Below are 18,137 nucleotides of genomic sequence, written 5' to 3'. Positions count from 1 at the left end.
TCAGACACCCCCTGTCCGCTGCATGCGACGGTAGCGCGGCAGCGCCGCGAGCGTGTTCTCACGCCATTCTTCCAGGTCCGCGCGGGCGCGATCCTGGAGCTTTTCGGCGATTTCGCGATCGCGATTGGCCACTTGGCTGAGACCTTCCTTCATTTCCACCTTGCGGCGCGCATCATACAGCGCGCCATCCAGCTGGCGGCCCGCCTGCTCCAGACGGCTCGCCAGTTCCTGCATCGCAGCAAAATTCGCGCCAGTTGCCATGCCCGGGTTGGAAAAAAGATCGCCACGCACTTTTCGCAGCCGTTCCGCGTTGCGTTCGATGCCGTCCGCCTCATCCCGCGCGCGGGCGGTTTCGGCCACGGCCAGGGCATGCTGGACATGGCGGACGCGCACGATGCGCTGGCGGGTCTTGAGCGCATGCTTCATGCACCGAACTCAGCGATCAGCGCATCGGCGCTGGTGCCAAGGTCGATATGGCTTTTCTGGTCCTGCCGAATAAAGTCGAGGACCTCCTGCCGGCGCTGCACCGCCTCGTCGATCACGGGATCATTGCCGGGGCGGTAGGCGCCCATCAGGATGAGGTCGCGATTTTCCTCGTAGGCGGCCCAGAGACGGCGATAGGCGGCGGCGGCCAGGCGGTGATCGTCGGGCACCACATCGGCCATGACGCGCGACAGCGACTTGCCGATGTCGATCGCCGGGAAGATGGCCTGTTCGGACAAATGGCGCGACAGGATGAAATGCCCGTCCACAATGGCACGGGCAGCATCGACGATCGGATCGTCAGTGTCGTCGCCGTCCGCCAGCACGGTATAGAGCGCGGTGATCGACCCGCCGGTACGGACGTCGACGCCGGCGCGCTCGACCAGCCGGGGGATGAGCGCCAGGGCCGAGGGCGGATAGCCCTTCATCGCCGGCGGCTCGCCCAGGGCAAGGCCTATCTCCCGTTGGGCATGGGCGCAGCGGGTCAGGCTGTCGATCAGCAGCAGCACCTTCTTGCCCCGCGCGCGGAAATATTCGGCGATGGCGGTGGCGCGGGCGGCGGCGCGCAGACGCAGCACCGGAGGATGGTCGGCGGGCACGGCGACGACGATCGACTTGTGCATCGCCCCCTTGAGCTTGGTTTCCAGAAAGTCGCTGACCTCGCGGCCGCGCTCGCCAATCAGGCCAGCGACGACGATGTCGGCTTCGGCGCCCGCGATCATCTGGCCCATGAGGACAGACTTGCCAACGCCCGATCCTGCGATGATGGCGATCCTCTGGCCACGCCCGGCGGTGAGCAGCGCGTTGACCGCGCGCACGCCAAGGTCAAAAGGCTCGGTCACCCGACCCCGGTCGAGCACATTGCCCTTGACCCCGTTGAGCGGCCAGGACCCGCCGGCGATGATCGGCCCCTTGCGGTCGAGCGGCTGGCCCATCGCGTCGATGACGCGGCCGATCAGCCCTTCGCCCACCTGCACCATCGTCGCCTGGCTGTCCGGTTCGACCCTTGCACCATTTTCCAGTGGCGCGTCGGCGTCGAGCGGCACCAGCAACGTCCGGTCGCCGCGAAAGCCTACGACTTCGGCCCGGCAAATAGTGCCATCCGACGCAATCACGCGCGCGCCGGCGCCAATGGGTTTGCGAAAGCCCGTGACCTCCAGCATGCCGGCGTCGTGGCTCACCAGCCGTCCGACGTGGCGGGGCTGGCGGTTCTGCACCTGCATATGATCGAACAGGCTCTCCGCCTGGGAGAGCGCGGCGCGGATCACGCCTTGCCCTCCATGTCATCGAGCAACGCGCGCAGGCGAGCGAGACGCACGTCAGGACCGTCCTCAACCCAGCCATCGCCGGTTTCCAGCCGCACGCAGCCGCGATGCATCGCCTCGTCCGGGACCAGCTTCACGCCTATTTGGTCCGCGTCGAGCAGCACGATGTCCTCGGGGTGCAGGTGCAGAGCGCCCTTTTCCTCATTATCCTCGATGAAGGCGGCGACGGTGTCGCAGCGCTGCAACAGCCTTTCGATGTCGATTTCGACCTCGCCGACAATCTGTTCGACCAGCCGGACGACAGTGGCAGACAACATGGTGGAAAGCATGCCGCTGGGCGCCGGCGCGAGGATCTCAAGCGCCTGGGCCAACTTGGCCCGCGCTTGCGCGTCGATGGCGGCGGCGTCCCCTACCACGCGGCATCCTTCGTCAAAGCCCTGCGCGAACGCCTCCATCCGGGCCTGCTCCAGAATATCCTCTTCGGTCATGGCCGACGCCGAATCATGCCTCGACGCCGCATGGCCGCCCTGCCCTTCGGCGAAGAGATTGCGGAACCCCCCGCTCTGCACCTGGCCAACCCCGGCCAGCGGGATGCTCGCGGCCTCCCGGCCGAAGCTGGCGTCCCAGACCTTAAACAAAGTCGTTCCCCTTGCCGCCCAGCATGATGGTGCCCGCATCGGCCATGCGGCGAGCGGTGGCGATGATCAGCTTCTGCGCCTCGATAACCTCGGCAAGGCGGATTGGCCCGCGCTCCTCGATCTCGTCGGCGATGGCCTGCGCGGCGCGTGCCGACATGGAACCGAAGATCTTGCCCTTCAGCATGTCGTTCGCGCCCTTGAGCGCCACGACCAGCACGCTGCTGTCGATGGTGCGCATCAGCGTGCCCATATTCTTGTCGTCCATGTCGATCAGGTTATCGAAGACGAACATCTCTTCCTCGATGGTCTGGGCGATCATCTTGTCGCGCTTGGCGACGGCCTTCATGATCCGCTGCTCATTGTCCTTGCGGACATTGTTCATGATCGCGGCCGCCTCGACGGTGCCACCGCGCTGCGATTGCGCGCCTTGCTTCTTGGCGGTGGAGCCGCGCAGCAGGAGCTGCTCCAGGTCGTCCAGCGCCTCGTTGGACACGGGGCCGAGCGTCGCGATACGGTAGACGATCTCTTCCTGATATTCGGCCGGCATCAACTGCAGCACATCGGCCGCGATCGGTGCTTCCAGATGGGCGAGCACCACCGCCATGATCTGCGGATGCTCCGCCTCGATCAGCGCCGCGACTTCCTTGGCGTCCATCCATTTCAGCATTTCCAGCTGGGTGGAGCGGGTCGGCGGAGTGATGCGAGCGAGAATGGTTTCGGCCCGTTCCTCGCCCAGCGCCTTGGTCATCGCGCCACGGATATGGCGGGTCGCTCCATAGCCGATTGTGGTGCGCTTCTTCGCCTTGGTGACGAAATGGTCGAGAGCCTCATTGACCTCCTCGACCTGAACGTCGGCCACGTCATACATGGCATAGCCAAGCTGGCGCACTTCGTCGGGTTCCAGGCGCGAAAGGATCTGCGCGGCCTCATCCTCGTCGAACAGCATCAGCAGGACGGCGGCGGCAGCGCTGCCCTTGATGACCGGGGCTTCGGCTAGGTCAGCCATTGTCCTTCTTCCCTTCCTTCAGAAGGTCGCGCACCACCAGCGCGGCGCGATCCGGGTCCTGCTTCACGAAGTTGCGAATGAGGTCGGCGCGCTGCGCATAGTCATAGGTGGAGGAGATCATGTCGAGCGTCACCGCCTGGCCGGCGGTAGGCGCGGCGCTTGCCTGACGGCCGATCTCAGTCGAAATCTCGCGGCCGATCTTTTGCCCTGCGGCGGCGTTGGCTGCGGCGGCGGCTTCCTGGGCGGCGGCGCGGCGCTTCAAGAGCGGGCGACCGATGCCCAGGATGACGAGCAGCGCGACGGCGAACGCCGACAGATTCCGCACCAGCGGAGAAATCCAGCTGGCCTCGTACCAGGGCGCTTTCACTTCCTCGGCCTTGACAAAGCTGCGCGATGACAGCGCGACCACGTCGCCGCGCGCCTGATCGAAGCCGACAGCGCCCTTCACCAGCGCCTCGAGCGCGGCGATCTCCTGGGGAGACCGGGGCTTGCCGTCAGGACCATTGTCGAGAGCGACGGCGACCGACAGACGCTTGACCGTGCCGATCGCGTCCTTGGTCACGGACACTTCGCGACCCAGTTCAAAGTTGCGGTTGAAGGTCTCTTCGGTCTTGAGCGGCGGGTTGCCGGGCGTCGCGGGCTGAGCGGCGCTCTGCGCGCTCATCGTGCCCTGGCTGACCGCCTGGCCGTTGGGGTTGGTCTGGGTGACGGTCGGGTTGACCGGCGCCTGATTGCTGAGCGCGCCGGGAATGCCTTTGGCCTCACCGGCCGCGCCGCCCTGGCCGCGTGGGTCGGATTGCCAGCTGCCGGTTTCGCTGCGCAGCCGCGCTTCGTCCTGTGGATAGGTTTCGCGGGTCGCCTGACGCTCGGCGAAGTTCAATTCGGCGTGGACCTCGGTCGAAAATCTGCCGTCGCCCAGGATCGGCGTCAGCAACGCGACCACCGACTGGCGATAGCGGTCCTCCATCCGGGTCTGGAGCGCCATCTGCCGATCGTCCGCGGCATTGCTGTCATTGTTGCTGAGCAGCCGGCCATTCTGGTCGACGACCGAGATATCTTCGGGGTTCAGTTCCGGCACCGACGAAGCGACGAGATGCACGATCGCGCTCACCTGCGCGTCGGTCAGCGATCGACCTGAGGCAAGGCGCAGCATGACGGAAGCGGAAGGCTTGGACCGCTCCCGCAGGAAAACGCTGGGCGGCTCCACCGCGAGGTGGACCTTGGCGCTTTCGACGCTGTCGATCGCCTCGATCGTGCGAGCAAGGTCCATCTCCCGCGCCGAGCGAAGCTTTTCGCCTTCCACGGCGCGCGACGCGCCCATCGGCAGACTATCGATCATGCTGTTGCCATCAGGCGCGCTTTTGGGCAGGCCCTGCGCCGCGAGCATCATCTTCGCCTTGAAATAATCGTCTTCCGCGACGGTCATGCTGCCGGAATTGTCGAAATCGTAGCGCACGCCATTCTGGTCGAGCACCTGCGCGACCGCCGACTTGTCCGCGTCGGGCAAGCCACGGAAGAGATCGCGCTGCGGTGGTTCGCGCAGCGCCAGCCAGGCGGCGCCGGCCGTGGCGACCACGCCCAGCAGGCCAAGCAGCGGCAGGCTCTTCGCCACGGCGGGCTGCTTCATGAAGCCGGTGACGCGTGCTTTGAGCGCGTCGGCGCCCTTCGCACCGGTACCAAAAGAACTGGCGGCGGGGCTGGCGGCGGGAAGAGCAGCGGCACCGCTGCCGAGTGTGAGTGCGTTCTCGCTCATGGTTTATACCGGCATGCTCATGATGTCCTTGTAGGCGGACAGGAGTTTGTTGCGGACCTGGAGGGTCGCCTCGAAGCTGACCGACGCCTGCTGCTTGGCAAGCATGACTGCGGCAATGTCTGTCGATTCACCCCGTTCGAAGGCGGATGCCGCCTCGCCTGCCTGGGCCTGCAAGCCATTGACCTGTTGCAGGGCGGAATTGAGCGCTTCGGTAAAGCCGCCGGCTTTGGTGCCCTCGGCCCCGCCGACGCCTGGCGCACCCCCGACCGTGCCGGTCTGGGCAACGTCGCGCAGGGCGGCGTTTTTCTGGAGTATGGCGTTGCGGATCGCCATCACGCTGTCAGTCGGGGAAATGCCGGTCATATCCTATCTCCCTCAAGCCGCTGCAAGTTCGCGCATCTCGGCGAGCCGATAGCGCAGGGTGCGTTCCGATATGCCCAGCTTTGCGGCGGCGGCGGCACGGTGGCCATCCGTCTCGCGCAGCGCCGCGCGGACCGCCTCCAGCTTCGACTGGCGGGCGACATCGCGCAGGCTGATCGGCTCGGCGCTGATGGCCGGCGCGGCCTCGGCGCCAACGATCCGCAGCTGCGGCGCGCCAACGATGTGCAGGTCGTCCGCGTCGATCCGGTCGCCATCGCGCAGCACCACCGCGCGCTGAAGCACATTGCCCAGTTCCCGCGCATTGCCGGGCCAGACATGGCCAGCCAGCTTGTCTAGCGCGGCGGCGGTCGGCCAGACGAATGCAGACTGGCGCAACAGCATCGTGGCCGTGATCGCGGTAACGTCGCCGGGACGCTCGGCCAGCGGCCGCATTTCCAGCGGCATGACGTTCAGGCGCCAGTAGAGGTCTTCGCGGAAGCGGCCGGCGGCGACTTCCTGGGCCAGGTTGCGGTTGCAGGCCGCGATGATACGGACGTCAACCGGCACCGGATGGGTCGCGCCCACGGGCAGCACTTCGCCTTCCTGCAACGCGCGCAACAGCTTGGCCTGCAAGGCGAGCGGCAGTTCGGCGATTTCGTCCAGGAACAATGTGCCGCCGTCCGCGGCCAGGAACAGTCCGTCGGACGAATTCGCCGCGCCGGTGAAGCTGCCCTTCCGGTGTCCGAAGAGCATCGCTTCCATCATCGTTTCAGGCAGGGCGGCGCAATTGACCGCGATAAAATCATGCGAGGTGCGGCCCGATTGGACGTGGAGGAAGCGCGCCATGCCTTCCTTCCCGGTCCCGGTGTCACCCTGGATCAATACCGTCGCGTCGCTGCGGGCGATGCGGCCGGCCAGCGTCATGAGCCGGGTGCTTGCCGCGTCGCCCACTGCGGGGACCGCTGCGGGGCGAGCCAGCTCGGCGATCAGCGCGAAGGCAAAGGCCATGTCTTCAAGGCCAAAGGCGACGCGGGCCGGCAAGCCGTTGGCGGCGGCTATCAGGGAAGGCGCGCCATCGACCAGGTTGATCAGCACGTCGCGATGCGTGGCGTGCCCGATCTCGGTAGCGAGCAGCACGCGCCGGTCGTCCCGCTCGCGCGGACTCTGCGCATCAACGACGCGCACCATGTAGAAGGCATTTTCCAGCCAGTGCTGCAACCCCGGAACGAGCGTGCAGACTCCTCGGCTGACGTCAAGCGATGACATGACAGTCCCATCCCCGTTTGGCTGGATTGTGCCCCCGCACGCCCCAGCCCTCTTCGATGAGTTAGATCTGCCTTAGCGTGGTTATCATCTGGTTAATGCGGCAATTACCTTGCCGCTTTGCGGAAGTTTTTTGCCGCCTTCGCGAAACTTTGCCAGCCAACGGCTCCCCGAACCGCTAAGAATTCCGCGGATTTCCTGATCTTTTCGACTTTCTCCGGAAAAAATCGACAGCGTCCCTAAAAGCTCTTTTGCCCCTGCCGTTATCCCCTTTCGAGGCCGCAAGCAGCCTGATGGCAGCGACCTGATGTTAGAAGAAGGGAATTCATCATGACTGTTATCGGAACCAACTCCTCTGCTCTGCGCGCCATGAATGCTTCGGCGACCGCGAGCAAGTCGCTGAGCACCGCAATGGAACGCCTGTCGACCGGCAAGCGCATCAACTCCGCCAAGGACGACGCCGCTGGCCTTGCGATCGCAGCGACCATGAGCTCGCAGATCAAGGGCATGACCCAGGGCATCCGCAACGCCAACGACGGCATCTCGATGGCGCAGACGGCTGAAGGTGCGCTCGGCGAAGTCACCAACATGCTGCAGCGCATGCGTGAACTGACTGTTCAGGCTTCCAACGGCATCAACGACACAAACGCCAAAACCAACATCCAGACCGAAATCACGGCCCTCAGCTCGCAGATCACCAGCACGCTGGCGAACACCGAATTCAACGGCCAGAAACTGTTCGACGGTACTGCCGGCACCGCTGGCGCCGTGACGATCCAGGCCGGCGCCAACGCATCCGACACGGTCACCATGAACTTCGGCGATCTGGCGGCCCCGCTTGCCACCATCCTCGGCTTCGACGCGACCACCGCCACGACGGCCAACTTCGCGACGGCTTTGGGCAGCGCCGCAACTGCCGGCAGCTTCGATGAAGCCATCCAGGCGATCTCGACCGCCCGCGCCGGTCTGGGTTCCGTACAGAACCAGCTCGAATCGACGGTGAACGGCCTGACCAACAACATCACCAACCTCAGCGACGCCCGCAGCCGCATCGAGGACGCCGACTTCTCGGCCGAAACGACCGCTCTCGCCAAGGCGCAGATCCTGAGCCAGGCTTCGACGGCGATGCTCGCCCAGGCGAACCAGAGCCAGCAGAACGTCCTGAAGCTGATCCAGTAATCCGGACCGGCAAGCTGAATTGGCGGGCTGGGGCATTGGTCACCTGACAGCCCGCCATGGGAACCCGGCGCATCAACAGTCCCCAACGCGCCGGGCGACTATCTTCGATCGAACGACCAGCACAGCGAAGCCTCCGTCCCCCCGGGCGGAGGCTTCATCGCATTTTCGCGCGGCCAGGACTTGCATTGCATCGTTTCGGGCCCATCATGGCGCCATGACGAAGATCGATCGGCGGGCGATGATCGCCGCTACGGGCGCCGCCCTTCTCATCCCGCGCTCGGGCCTGGCTCAATCCCGGTCGGCGGGATTCTCCTGGGAAGGCCTGGTGACGCGGGCCCAGCGCCTGGCCCGTGCGCCCTACCGCGAAACGCCCCATCATCCTGGAGCCAGGAACGTCAACTATGAGGCGCTCTACCAGGCCCGGTTCAGGGATGACCGGACGATCTGGGGCGACCTGCCCGGTGATACGGGCGTACAGCTTTTTCCCTTGAGCGCGTCAGCCGAGCAGCCGGTCGAAATCGCGCTGGTGGACAAGGGGCGGGCGACGCCGCTCGCCTATGACCCAAACATCTTCAATGCGCCGGCGGACAATGCCGTGCGAAGGCTGGGGCCGAACGCCGGCTATGCCGGCTTCCGGGTGATGAATGCCGCGCGCGACGGCGACTGGCTATCCTTCCTGGGCGCCAGCTATTTCCGCTCGCCCGGCGCTACCAAGCAGTTCGGTCTTTCCGCCCGGGCGATCGCGATCAACACCAGCATCCAGGGGAAGGAGGAATTCCCCCGCTTCACCCATTTCTGGCTGGAACGCACCGGGCGCAGCAGCCTCGCCATCTACGCGCTGCTCGACGGCGCGTCGATCACCGGCGCCTATCGCTTCGTCAGCGAACGCTCGCCGCAGGGCGTACGACAGGATGTCGATGTCGCGCTGTTCCCGCGCCGTGCCATCGCCGAACTTGGCCTCATGCCGATGACAAGCATGTTCTGGTATGATCAGTCCAGCCGCGCAACCCGCAGCGACTGGCGCCCGGAGATCCATGATTCCGACCTGCTCGCCATCATGAGCGTCGACGGCACCGCGCATGCGCGCCCGCTCGTCAACCCGGCCGCGCCACGCGTCGATGCCTTTGCCGAGCGCGATCAGCGGGGTTTCGGCCTGATGCAGCGCGACCGGAATTTCGACCATTATCAGGATGACGGCGTCTTTTACGAGCGCCGCCCGTCGCTCTGGGCGAGTCCGCGAAAGCCCTTGGGGGCGGGTGAGGTGAGGCTTTATGAATTCACCACCACCAGCGAATATGTCGACAATGTCTGCGCCTATTGGACCCCCGCCGCCCCCGTTCGCGGCGGCGGCCGAATCGATGCGAGCTATCGTCTCGACTGGTCGTCCACCGGTTCCCAGGCAGGACCAGGCATCGCCGTGCTCAACAATGTTTGGACCGGCAAGGCGGGCGAGGAAGGCGTCGATCGGCTGATCCTCGATTTCGCCGGCCTGCCCAGCGACGCCAAGCCGGACATCTGGGTCGACCTGTCCGACGGCGCGCTCGCCAACAAGGGGGGCTATCCCGTGCTGCACCAGCCCGGCCTGTTCCGCGTGGCGCTGGACATTCGCAGAAACAACGGCAGGCCGACGGATATTCGGGTTCAGCTTCGCATGGGCAATCGCCCAATTAGCGAGTATGTTCATTATCCGCTGGGCGCATGAGAAACCGGCAGCTGCCGGATGGGTTCGCGCATATATCATCGTTTCGGAAATTGGATCGGACATGACGGCACCGGGCGGCAAGCAGACAGGCGGCAACGCCGGGGCTGATTCCCCCCCGCGGGGGTTCGAATGCGTGCCCGCGGAGATTCCGTTGGCCATGCCAGACCAGAATTTCGCGGAAAGTCCGCGTGATTTTCCTCATCGCCCGGTGAATATCGACCAATGGGCTCGCCGTATGCTGGTGGTGCTGCTGGCCCTGCTCCCGGCGTCGATGGCAGCGCACGAAATGCGACGGTCCATCGGCCTGGACGGCATTTCAGCGTGGGAGGGCGTCTATCTCGCCCTTTTCATCCCCCTGTTCGCCTGGATCGCGTTCGGCTTTGCCACCAGCCTGATCGGCTTTCTGCTGCTGACCATCGGACGCGGCGCGGGCAGGCGCGCGCATCGAGCCCATTTCGCCGCTCCGCTCAAAGGGCGCACCGCCGTGCTTCTGCCCGTCTGCAACGAGGATTTCACGGGCGTGCTGGGGCGCCTGTCGATCATGGAACGATCGCTCACGCAGGTCATGGGCGGCGAACGGTTCGAATTCTTCATCCTGAGCGATTCCAGTCCCGCCAATGGCGATGTGGAACGACGCGCCTATCTGGACATGCGCCCGGCCTTTTCGCGGCCGGTCCATTATCGTCGCCGGGCGCTGAATGTGGGTCGTAAGCCCGGCAATATCGCGGAGTGGGTGCGGCGTTTCGGCGGCGGCTACGACTATATGATCGTGCTGGACGCCGACAGCGTGATGAATGGCCAGACGATGGCGAGGCTGGCCGTGGACATGGAGCGTCACCCGCATGTCGGCCTGATCCAGACCGTGCCGACCATCATGGGCGCGTCCACCCTGTTCGCCCGCTGGCAGCAGTTCGCCAGCCGGTTATTCGGCCCCATCTCCGCCGCCGGCATGATCTGGTGGGCGGGGTCCGAAGGCATGTTCTGGGGCCATAATGCCATCCTGCGGACAAAGGCGTTCGCACAGAGCTGCGGCCTTCCCGAACTGCCCGGCCGGGCGCCCTTTGGCGGCCACATCATGAGCCACGACATGATCGAGGCCGCGCTGCTGCGGCGGCGTGGGTGGGACGTGCACATGGTCACGGCGGACGACAGTTTCGAAGAATTTCCGCCGTCCCTCCCCGACCTTGCCACCCGCGATCGCCGCTGGTGCCAGGGCAATATCCAGCATGTGCCGCTGATCTCACGCATTCGCGGCCTCCATCCGGTGAGCCGCTTCCAGCTGCTGGTGGGCGCATCGGCCTATTGCACGTCGCCGCTGTGGCTCGCGCTGATCCTGGTTGTGCTGGTCGGCGCGCTGACGGGCGTGTGGCCGCCCTCTGCCGTGCTGCCATCGGGCGGGCTGCTGGCGCTGACGGCGGTGCTGCTGTTCGGCCCCAAGCTGCTCGCCATGATCTGGGCGATGGCCGATCCTGCCCGGCGCATCGGCTTCGGCGGAGCGGCGCGGATGGCGCGTGGCGTGATCGCCGACATCGCGCTGTCGATCCTGATGGCACCGGTCAGCATGCTGACCCAGACCATCAATCTCTTCGGCATATTGATGGGGCGCAAAAGCAGCTGGAACGGTCAGACGCGCGACCGTGACGGCATGGCGATGACAACAGCCGTCTGGCTGTTCAAATATCATATCATGCTGGGCGGCGCGCTTACCGTCATCGCGATCCGCGCCGGGACGTCAATCGGTTGGATCATGCCAGTGGTGGCTGGACTGGTGCTGGCGCCCGTTCTTGCGGCAGTGACCGCGCGCAAGGATCTGGGACAACGGGCCGAGGCCCACGGGCTGTTTCAGGTGGCGGAACCCTGGTGGCGAAACCAGAACTTTCGAGCGCCGCACAATGCCGAGCCGGGGCGGCCGGCGCCGCCACTTCAGAACGTCGTGGCGAACGATCGCTGATTGTGCATTGTCATCCTGGTCGGCACGGCGCTTGGTTACCGCCCGTCAATTCCATTCGCGCAGCTTGTCGCGCAGCTTGTCGAGCGCGGCCTTCTTGATCTGGCAGACGCGTGCGGCGCCAATATCCAGCGTCTGCCCGATCTCCTCAAGGTTCAGTTCCTCGACGAAATAGAGTTGCAGCACCAGCGCCTCCCGCTGGGGCAGTTCGCCGATGCATTTGCCGAGCGCAGCCTTCAGCGATTCGCGCTCCATGACGTCGTGAGCGCGGTCCTCGACATCGGCGAACCACATGGACTGGTCGGAATAGACTTCGTCCATGCTGCTGTGCTGCACCATCTCGCAGCCATCGGCGAGTTCGCGATAAGTGGGCGCATCCAGGCCCATCTCCGCTGCCATTTCCGATTCCAGCGGCAAGCGACCGAGCTTCTGTTCAAGGCGGTTGCGGACGGCTGCCAGCTGCTTGCGGTTCGCCATGGCCGACCGGGCGAGCGTCGCCTGGCGACGCAGATGATCGATCATCGCGCCGCGCACGCGCATCTGCGCGTAGGCGGCAAAGCCCAGGCCCCGGTCCTCAAAGCTGTTGGCGGCTTCGACCAGCGCGACCATGCCGATCTGAAGCAGATCCTCGATCTCGATCGCGCTCGAAACCCGGCCGTGGACATGCCAGGCGATCTTGCGGACCAGCGGCATGTAGCGCCGGGCAAGCTGTTCGGGCGAATTGTCGGTGCCGGCACGGCCGTAGGTGTTGACGTCTGTTCCGGCGACGATTTTTTTCATGAACATCGGTCGGTTATCCTCAAGCGACGCGTTCGCGCGCGGGCAGCGGGTCATGGCGCGGAGCAGGCCGTTGTTCGCCACCCACCACTGCCACGACTTCGACTGCCTTGCCGTCCGGAATTTCCAGGAAGGACAGGACGGGCGTTTCAGGCAGATGGGGCTTGAACAGGCGGGCGAGCGCGCGCCGCGCCACTGGCGAGGTGACGATCGCAAAGTTGCGGGCCTGGCCCATGATCGGCCGCGCCGCCTGCACGACCGCTTCGATGATGCGGTTGGCGAGCGCGGGTTCGATCGGATGCCGGGCATCGCCCGCAACGCGCATCGCCTGTGCCAGCAGCGCCTCCAGATCGCCGTCGAGCGTGATGACCGGCAGCGGCATCTTCACCGGCACGAGGCCCTGGATGATCAACGCCCCGATCCGCTGGCGCACGGCTTCCACCAGCTGCTCATGGCTCATATCGGGGCGGCCCACATCGACCATCGCCTCGCAGATGCGGCGGAAGTCCTTGAGCGCGATGCCTTCGGCCAGAAGCGCACGGCAGAGCGCGGATATCTGCGTCAGGCTGAACAGGCCCGGCGTCAGTCCTTCGACCAGTTGCGGCGCGGCGTCCTTCAGATTGTCGAGCAGTTTGCGCGCATCATCCAGACCGAACATCTCGCTGGCGTTCATCGCGATCAGCTGGTTCAGGTGGGTCGCGACCACCGTCGGCGGGTCGACGACCGTATAGCCCGACACGACGGCCTCGCTGCGCTTGGCGGGCGATATCCATACGGCGTCAAGGCCGAACGTCGGGTCCTTGGCCTCGCGGCCGGACACCACGCCTTCCAGCGCGCCGCTGTCGAGCGCCAGCAGATCCTCGGGCCAGACCTCATCCTCGCCGACGACGACGCCTGCGATGGTGATGCGATACTGGTTCGGCTCCAGCGCGAGATTGTCCTTCACGCGGACCATCGGGACGACGAAACCCAGCTCCTTCGACAGCTGGCGGCGGATGCCGGTGATGCGCGCCATCAACGGCGCCCCCTTGCGCTCGTCGACCAGGGAAATAAGGCCGTAGCCGATCTCCAGCCCCAGCATGGCACCGTCCGACACGTCGTTCCATTCAATGATCGCCGGGTTGGCTGGCTCGGGCATCGGCGCGGGCTCGGCGGCCTTCGCCTTTGCCGTCCTGCGCAGGTGCCAGGCAATCACGCCTGCCACGGCTGCGGCGCACAAGATGATGAAGTGCGGCATGCCCGGCAGGATGCCGAGGAAGGTCAGGATCGCCGCAACCGGCACCCAGGCCTTGCCCGATCCGAATTGCCCGGTGATTTGGTCCGAAAGATCCTCTTCGCTGCCAACGCGCGTCACGATCGCGGCTGCGGCGATGGACAGCAGCAGCGCGGGGACCTGCGCCACCAGCGCGTCGCCGATGGCCAGCACGATATAGGTCTGCGCCGCCTCGCCGATCGACAATTTGTGGCTGACGACGCCCAGGATGATGCCCCCGACGATGTTGATCGCCAGGATCAATATGCCCGCGACTGCGTCGCCCTTCACGAACTTGCTGGCGCCGTCCATCGACCCGTAGAAATCCGCTTCGGTCGCGACCTCGCGGCGGCGGACCTTGGCTTCCTCTGGCGTCAGCAGGCCGGCATTGAGGTCGGCGTCGATCGCCATCTGCTTGCCCGGCAAGGCGTCGAGGGTGAAGCGCGCGCTGACTTCCGACACGCGGCCCGCGCCCTTGGTGATGACCACCAGGTTGATGATCATCAGGATCGCGAAGACGAAGATGCCGACGACATAATCGCCACCGATCAGGAAATGACCAAAGGCTTCGATGACATGGCCCGCCGCATCGGACCCCTCATGACCCTGCACCAGCACGACGCGGGTGGAGGCGACGTTGAGCGCCAGCCGCAACAGCGTCGCGAACAGCAGCACGGTGGGAAAGCTGGAAAAGTCGAGCGGCTTGCCCGCGTTCAACGCCACCATCAACACAGCCAGGCTGATCATGATGTTCGTGATGAAACCGACGTCCAGCATGAAGGCCGGCACCGGCACCATCATGAACAGCACGACCATCAGCGTCGCGACGGGCAGCACCGCTCCCTTGGCGGCGCTTATCCAGATTTTCGCTTTGACTTGGGCGGGAGTCATAAGTGCCAGTTACCTTCCGAGGGTGGCGAGCATGAGGTAGGCGAGGCGCGCCGTCCTGGGATCAGGCCGGACGCTGACGTCCGACGCGGTCGCGAGGCGCTGGGTTTCGATGCGCACATAGTCGGCGGGCTGAACCGCCTTCGCGCCTTCGGGGAGTCCGGACGGCTGTGCGCCATCGGCATATTGGATCGGGCCGGCATCGATCGAATCGATGCCCTTCTGCAGCTTGGCGGCGAAACGCTGGCGGATGTCCGCGAAGCTGCGGGCATTGCCCTGCCTGTCGTAGAAGATGGAACGGTTCGCGCGGGCCGCCGCCGGGAAAAGCGACGCCGCTGCCGCGTCGGGTGCGCGGTCATGGGCGCTCAGGAATTTGCTTGCACCGCCGACGCCCAGGAAATGCGCCAGGTAAAGGTCCACCGGCTCAGCTTCCCGGCCCAGGCGCTGCTCCAGATAGGCCTTGTTGTCGGCGGCATGCTGCGCCGCCATGACCGAAGCGGTCTCTGGATGGTTGCGCAGGTCGAGTATCTGCTGCCGCATTTCGGGGTCGGCGACATAATAGCGGCCGTTGGGGGTGCGGCTGATCATGTCCGCGGCCCAGCCCAAACCATATTCGCTGCCATGCTTGTCAATGACGGCCAGCCAGCTCTGGTCAACGAACTGATACAGGCCGCGCGCCGACGAGGTGGTAGCGCGTGCCGTGGGATTAAGGCTGCTCTCGATCTTCGCCTGGCCGAGCAGATAGGCGAAGTCCACGCCTGTCCTGCGGCTGGCCATGGCGATCGCGTTGGTCACGCGATTGCCGACCGAAGCGCCTGTCGCTGCTATGTCTGCGAATGCCGACACTGGTGCTTTTACATCCCCGTTGGTACCGGGGCTCATTAGAGCAAGCTTAGTGCCAAGATTTGGTTAACGCCCGATCCATAAATATTGAGCGCGCATCAACCACAAAGAAAAAGGCGCCTCGTGGGCGCCCTTCGGAACAACGGCAGGTGAAGCTCAGCGCCTGTACGTCAGCGGCGCGTGCGTCGATCCATGCGACGCCAGGATTGCGAGCCGCTGGCCGGCCTGGTCTGTGAGGACGTTGAGACGCACCCGCGCCGATTCGAGCAGCGGGAGAAGTGCGGTCAGCCGCGCCTTCACCGCTTCGTCCGATCGCCAGGCCCCGATAGCCCGCGCGGCCGTCGTGGCCCTGTCGATCCGGCTGGTCGCCGCTTCGATCGTCGCGGGATCGCTGCCGTCGAGCGCGGCGCGCAACGCCTCGAAGGCGTTCAGCAGATCGTCCAGCGCGGCGAGGCCAAGCGGCATGGGCAGGCTTACCCGTTCACCGGCAGGTCGAGCGCCAGCATCTTGTCGGCGATGGCGGCAGGATCGACCGGATAATTACCCGAAGCGATCGCGGCCTTGATCGCGGCGATGCGGTCCAGGTCGACGGGTGAACCTTCGGCTGCCATGCGCGCGGCCGGCGTGCTGGCTCCAGCGGACGAGGCCGTCATTGCCGCAGCCTTGTCCGAAGACGCGCGCGCCTTGCCATTTTCCCGCAAGCGGGACGCCTCAATGGCGGCGCCGATATTCTGGCCGACAGATTTGATCATCGCTTGTAATCCTTCACTCGTCCCGCAGGATATATAACGGCGGGGTTCAAAAATCATTAAATCCCGGAATGCGGACCGTTCCCATTTCCACGACCTGCGCCAGAACGGGCGTCGATTTCTTGTCTTCCCGCACCCTGATCGTCTGACCGACGGCGCCGTCTTCATCCGCGATCATCATCCGCGAAACGCTGAACGTCGCATTGCCCGCCATCAACTGCACCGGATCGCCGCGCTTGACGACAATCTCCCGCTGGACAGGGCGAGCGGCGACGCCATAGCGACCGGCGGGCGCCCCGGCCGAGGCGGCACCCCCTGGCGCAAGCGGCACGCGAATGCGCCACCCCAAGGCATCGCATTTGACCATGGCTGCGCCGAAAACCGGCCCCTCGACATTGGGCGTCGTCGGGCAGGCAGCCAGCCGCAACCGGCGGTCGACCGGCGCGACGGGGCCGCCCGGCTCGCCGATATTGGCGCCGACGGTCATCGCCACCAGACCATCGATGCGGTCCAGATTCTCGAATTTCTGCTGCGCCAGCGCAGGCTCTGCACCAGCACCGAAGACAAGGAGGAAGGATATCAAAGGCGACAGTTTCACGGCTTGGCTCCGGGACGCGGACAGGGTTCACCGGTCACTAAGCACCCAAGATGCCCAATAAATGGTTAACGCCGCTTTCAGGAACTGGGGACGATGCGTATCCGCTGGCCCTTGCCGGTCCCGCCATCGAGCTGGTCGAGCCCCCGGATCACCAGCCGATCGCGGCCAACACCGCCCGCTTCTAGCGCGCGAGCCACCGCGCCCAGCCGAGCCGCCGCCAGATCCCATTCGTCGAACCGCTGGCGCGCTGGATCTGTCCCCAGGCTCCGCACCTCCAGCCTGTCGGCGCCGACCCGCAGTTTTACCGCGACCCGCGCCAGCTGCGCCCTGCCCTTGTCCGACAGCAATGCTTCACCGGGCAGGAACAGCTCGTCGGCGCGCATTTCAACACCGGACTGCATCGGCCCTCCGCCAAATTGCTGCCGTACCTGCACCAGCATCACGTCGCGCTTTTGGCCGCTCGCCTGGAGCAGCACGAAAAAGCCGAGCAGCAACAACAGCAGATCGGCGAAGCTGATCGCCCAGCGGCTGCGCCGGGCTGGAGACGCCGCGCCCTTCATCATGCGACTTCGCGGATCGAGGCGCGGCGCGCCGGCACGCTTTCGCGCCGCGCGATCGCGACCATGCGGTCGACCGTCTCCTGCTGCCAGGCCAGTTCGCGTTCGGACAGGTCCGTCAGCCGGCTTGCGACGGGCGCCGCGACCAGATTGGCGATGACGACTCCGTATAGGGTGGTCAGCAGGGCCAGCGCCATGGATGGGCCAAGCTTCGCCGGATCGTCCATCGCCGCGAACATGCCGATCAGGCCCAATATGGTCCCGGCCATGCCAAGCGCCGGTGCCGTGTCCGCAACCGACAGCCACACATTGCGCGCGCCGGCATGCCGGCGGGCGCGGTCGGCCAGGGTCTGGCCCGCCCATGTTTCGAACTGGTCGGGACGCTCGCAATTCGCCAGCTTGCGCGCCGCTTCGGCCAGGAAGGGATTGGCGGTCTTCACCCGGTCGGTGCAGGCAAGGCCACGCAGCTGCGCCACCTGGTCGATCTTCAGCATCGACGCCCTGGCGACATCGCGATCCCTGTCCGGATCAGCCCTCAACAGGGGGATGAGCGCGGCGCAGGCGCGAACAAGCGCGGCGACGCCATTCTGGAACAGGGCGACGACGCACAGGCCCGCCAGCATCGCCGCCATGGTGAGGGGATCGAACAGATGCGCCAATATTCCCATCATCCGGATAATCCCCCGATCACAGCCTGACGGCGGCGGCAAAGCGCTGCCACAGGGCGGCAATTCTTTGCCGCCCTTGCCGTTTCCACCCCGCCGATCCCCGGAATCCCGCAATTTCGAGTCTTGCCGATGCGTCACCCACGCAAATTGGCACGGCTCTTGCTGATATCACTTCGGATCACCCGCGGTTCACGCCTTCAGGCATCAG

18 protein-coding genes are annotated in these 18,137 nt (G+C 65.5%); 3 read left to right on the top strand and 15 right to left on the bottom strand.

Features of this window, described 5'->3' with window-relative positions; translation table 11 throughout:
* From AAC640_RS14250 to AAC640_RS14220, 7 genes are read right to left on the bottom strand one after another with little or no spacing between them, the layout of a single operon-like run.
* Entirely contained in the window at positions 1-426 is a 426-nt protein-coding gene (locus AAC640_RS14250) for a hypothetical protein (protein ID WP_340267388.1), read from the bottom strand.
* Entirely contained in the window at positions 423-1,751 is a 1,329-nt protein-coding gene (locus AAC640_RS14245) for a FliI/YscN family ATPase (RefSeq protein WP_340267386.1), read from the bottom strand. Before AAC640_RS14245 ends, AAC640_RS14250 begins: the two co-directional genes overlap by 4 nt.
* Positions 1,748-2,386 (bottom strand): FliH/SctL family protein, encoded by a 639-nt coding sequence (locus tag AAC640_RS14240; RefSeq protein ID WP_340267384.1) that lies wholly within the window; start codon positions 2,384-2,386, stop codon positions 1,748-1,750. Before AAC640_RS14240 ends, AAC640_RS14245 begins: the two co-directional genes overlap by 4 nt.
* Positions 2,379-3,392, bottom strand: a complete 1,014-nt coding sequence (gene fliG / locus AAC640_RS14235; protein WP_340267382.1) for a flagellar motor switch protein FliG — start codon at positions 3,390-3,392, stop codon at positions 2,379-2,381. Before fliG ends, AAC640_RS14240 begins: the two co-directional genes overlap by 8 nt.
* Positions 3,385-5,145, bottom strand: coding sequence for a flagellar basal-body MS-ring/collar protein FliF (fliF, locus tag AAC640_RS14230; RefSeq protein ID WP_340267380.1), 1,761 nt, complete (start codon positions 5,143-5,145; stop codon positions 3,385-3,387). The genes fliG and fliF overlap by 8 nt, the downstream gene beginning before the upstream one ends.
* A 3-nt stretch (positions 5,146-5,148) precedes the next feature.
* Entirely contained in the window at positions 5,149-5,508 is a 360-nt protein-coding gene (gene fliE / locus AAC640_RS14225; RefSeq protein WP_340267378.1) for a flagellar hook-basal body complex protein FliE, read from the bottom strand.
* 12 nt (positions 5,509-5,520) lie between these two features.
* On the bottom strand, positions 5,521-6,771 hold the full coding sequence (locus AAC640_RS14220; protein ID WP_340267376.1) for a sigma-54 interaction domain-containing protein: 1,251 nt from the start codon (positions 6,769-6,771) through the stop codon (positions 5,521-5,523).
* A 327-nt stretch (positions 6,772-7,098) separates the two neighbouring features.
* Here AAC640_RS14220 and AAC640_RS14215 point away from each other — a divergent pair, with 327 nt between their 5' ends.
* The 3 genes from AAC640_RS14215 to mdoH all read left to right on the top strand — a co-directional run bounded on the left by AAC640_RS14215 (position 7,099) and on the right by mdoH (position 11,600).
* Positions 7,099-7,947, top strand: a complete 849-nt coding sequence (locus AAC640_RS14215) for a flagellin N-terminal helical domain-containing protein (protein ID WP_340267374.1) — start codon at positions 7,099-7,101, stop codon at positions 7,945-7,947.
* Positions 7,948-8,161: 214 nt separating this feature from the next.
* On the top strand, positions 8,162-9,649 hold the full coding sequence (locus tag AAC640_RS14210) for an OpgD/OpgG family glucan biosynthesis protein (RefSeq protein ID WP_340267372.1): 1,488 nt from the start codon (positions 8,162-8,164) through the stop codon (positions 9,647-9,649).
* A gap of 61 nt (positions 9,650-9,710) precedes the next feature.
* Complete coding sequence (gene mdoH, locus AAC640_RS14205; protein ID WP_340267370.1) at positions 9,711-11,600, top strand: glucans biosynthesis glucosyltransferase MdoH; 1,890 nt, start codon at positions 9,711-9,713, stop codon at positions 11,598-11,600.
* Positions 11,601-11,645: 45 nt separating this feature from the next.
* On the opposite strand, the gene AAC640_RS14200 is transcribed toward mdoH, so the two are convergent.
* The 8 genes from AAC640_RS14200 to AAC640_RS14165 form a co-directional block, all read right to left on the bottom strand.
* Positions 11,646-12,383: a sigma-70 family RNA polymerase sigma factor gene (locus tag AAC640_RS14200; protein ID WP_340267368.1), complete on the bottom strand. Its 738-nt coding sequence runs from the start codon at positions 12,381-12,383 to the stop codon at positions 11,646-11,648.
* Between the two features lie 13 nt (positions 12,384-12,396).
* Positions 12,397-14,517 carry a flagellar biosynthesis protein FlhA gene (gene flhA / locus AAC640_RS14195; RefSeq protein ID WP_340267366.1) on the bottom strand — a complete coding sequence of 707 codons (2,121 nt, stop codon included), beginning with the start codon at positions 14,515-14,517 and terminating at the stop codon, positions 12,397-12,399.
* 9 nt (positions 14,518-14,526) lie between these two features.
* Complete coding sequence (locus AAC640_RS14190; protein WP_340267364.1) at positions 14,527-15,360, bottom strand: lysozyme family protein; 834 nt, start codon at positions 15,358-15,360, stop codon at positions 14,527-14,529.
* Between the two features lie 153 nt (positions 15,361-15,513).
* Positions 15,514-15,822, bottom strand: coding sequence for a hypothetical protein (locus AAC640_RS14185; protein WP_340267362.1), 309 nt, complete (start codon positions 15,820-15,822; stop codon positions 15,514-15,516).
* Positions 15,823-15,830: 8 nt separating this feature from the next.
* Positions 15,831-16,109 carry a flagellar biosynthesis anti-sigma factor FlgM gene (flgM, locus tag AAC640_RS14180; RefSeq protein WP_340267360.1) on the bottom strand — a complete coding sequence of 93 codons (279 nt, stop codon included), beginning with the start codon at positions 16,107-16,109 and terminating at the stop codon, positions 15,831-15,833.
* Between the two features lie 46 nt (positions 16,110-16,155).
* A complete protein-coding gene (locus tag AAC640_RS14175; protein ID WP_340267358.1) occupies positions 16,156-16,704 on the bottom strand; it encodes a flagella basal body P-ring formation protein FlgA in 549 nt (182 codons plus the stop codon).
* Positions 16,705-16,781: 77 nt separating this feature from the next.
* The gene (locus tag AAC640_RS14170; RefSeq protein WP_340267356.1) at positions 16,782-17,267 is read right to left on the bottom strand and encodes a flagellar motor protein MotB; all 486 of its coding nucleotides are present in this window, start codon (positions 17,265-17,267) and stop codon (positions 16,782-16,784) included.
* A complete protein-coding gene (locus AAC640_RS14165; protein WP_340267354.1) occupies positions 17,264-17,932 on the bottom strand; it encodes a MotA/TolQ/ExbB proton channel family protein in 669 nt (222 codons plus the stop codon). Before AAC640_RS14165 ends, AAC640_RS14170 begins: the two co-directional genes overlap by 4 nt.
* Between the last annotated feature and the right edge of the window lie 205 nt (positions 17,933-18,137).

Origin of the sequence: Sphingobium mellinum, from assembly GCF_037860795.1 — a bacterium.
GTDB lineage: Bacteria > Pseudomonadota > Alphaproteobacteria > Sphingomonadales > Sphingomonadaceae > Sphingobium > Sphingobium mellinum.
The sequence above is the reverse complement of the archived record's forward strand: the minus strand, read 5'-3'. Positions and strand labels throughout refer to the sequence as shown.

Excerpts from the sequence above, each read along its gene's own strand:
- fliG (WP_340267382.1), bottom strand. The coding sequence starts at position 3,392 with ATGGCTGACCTAGCCGAAGCCCCGGTCATCAAGGGCAGCGCTGCCGCC.
- AAC640_RS14170 (WP_340267356.1), bottom strand. The coding sequence starts at position 17,267 with ATGATGAAGGGCGCGGCGTCTCCAGCCCGGCGCAGCCGCTGGGCGATC.
- AAC640_RS14210 (WP_340267372.1), top strand. The coding sequence starts at position 8,162 with ATGACGAAGATCGATCGGCGGGCGATGATCGCCGCTACGGGCGCCGCC.
- AAC640_RS14200 (WP_340267368.1), bottom strand. The coding sequence starts at position 12,383 with ATGTTCATGAAAAAAATCGTCGCCGGAACAGACGTCAACACCTACGGC.
- fliF (WP_340267380.1), bottom strand. The coding sequence starts at position 5,145 with ATGAGCGAGAACGCACTCACACTCGGCAGCGGTGCCGCTGCTCTTCCC.
- AAC640_RS14185 (WP_340267362.1), bottom strand. The coding sequence starts at position 15,822 with ATGCCGCTTGGCCTCGCCGCGCTGGACGATCTGCTGAACGCCTTCGAG.
- fliE (WP_340267378.1), bottom strand. The coding sequence starts at position 5,508 with ATGACCGGCATTTCCCCGACTGACAGCGTGATGGCGATCCGCAACGCC.
- AAC640_RS14220 (WP_340267376.1), bottom strand. The coding sequence starts at position 6,771 with ATGTCATCGCTTGACGTCAGCCGAGGAGTCTGCACGCTCGTTCCGGGG.
- flgM (WP_340267360.1), bottom strand. The coding sequence starts at position 16,109 with ATGATCAAATCTGTCGGCCAGAATATCGGCGCCGCCATTGAGGCGTCC.
- mdoH (WP_340267370.1), top strand. The coding sequence starts at position 9,711 with ATGACGGCACCGGGCGGCAAGCAGACAGGCGGCAACGCCGGGGCTGAT.
- AAC640_RS14215 (WP_340267374.1), top strand. The coding sequence starts at position 7,099 with ATGACTGTTATCGGAACCAACTCCTCTGCTCTGCGCGCCATGAATGCT.
- AAC640_RS14165 (WP_340267354.1), bottom strand. The coding sequence starts at position 17,932 with ATGATGGGAATATTGGCGCATCTGTTCGATCCCCTCACCATGGCGGCG.
- flhA (WP_340267366.1), bottom strand. The coding sequence starts at position 14,517 with ATGACTCCCGCCCAAGTCAAAGCGAAAATCTGGATAAGCGCCGCCAAG.
- AAC640_RS14250 (WP_340267388.1), bottom strand. The coding sequence starts at position 426 with ATGAAGCATGCGCTCAAGACCCGCCAGCGCATCGTGCGCGTCCGCCAT.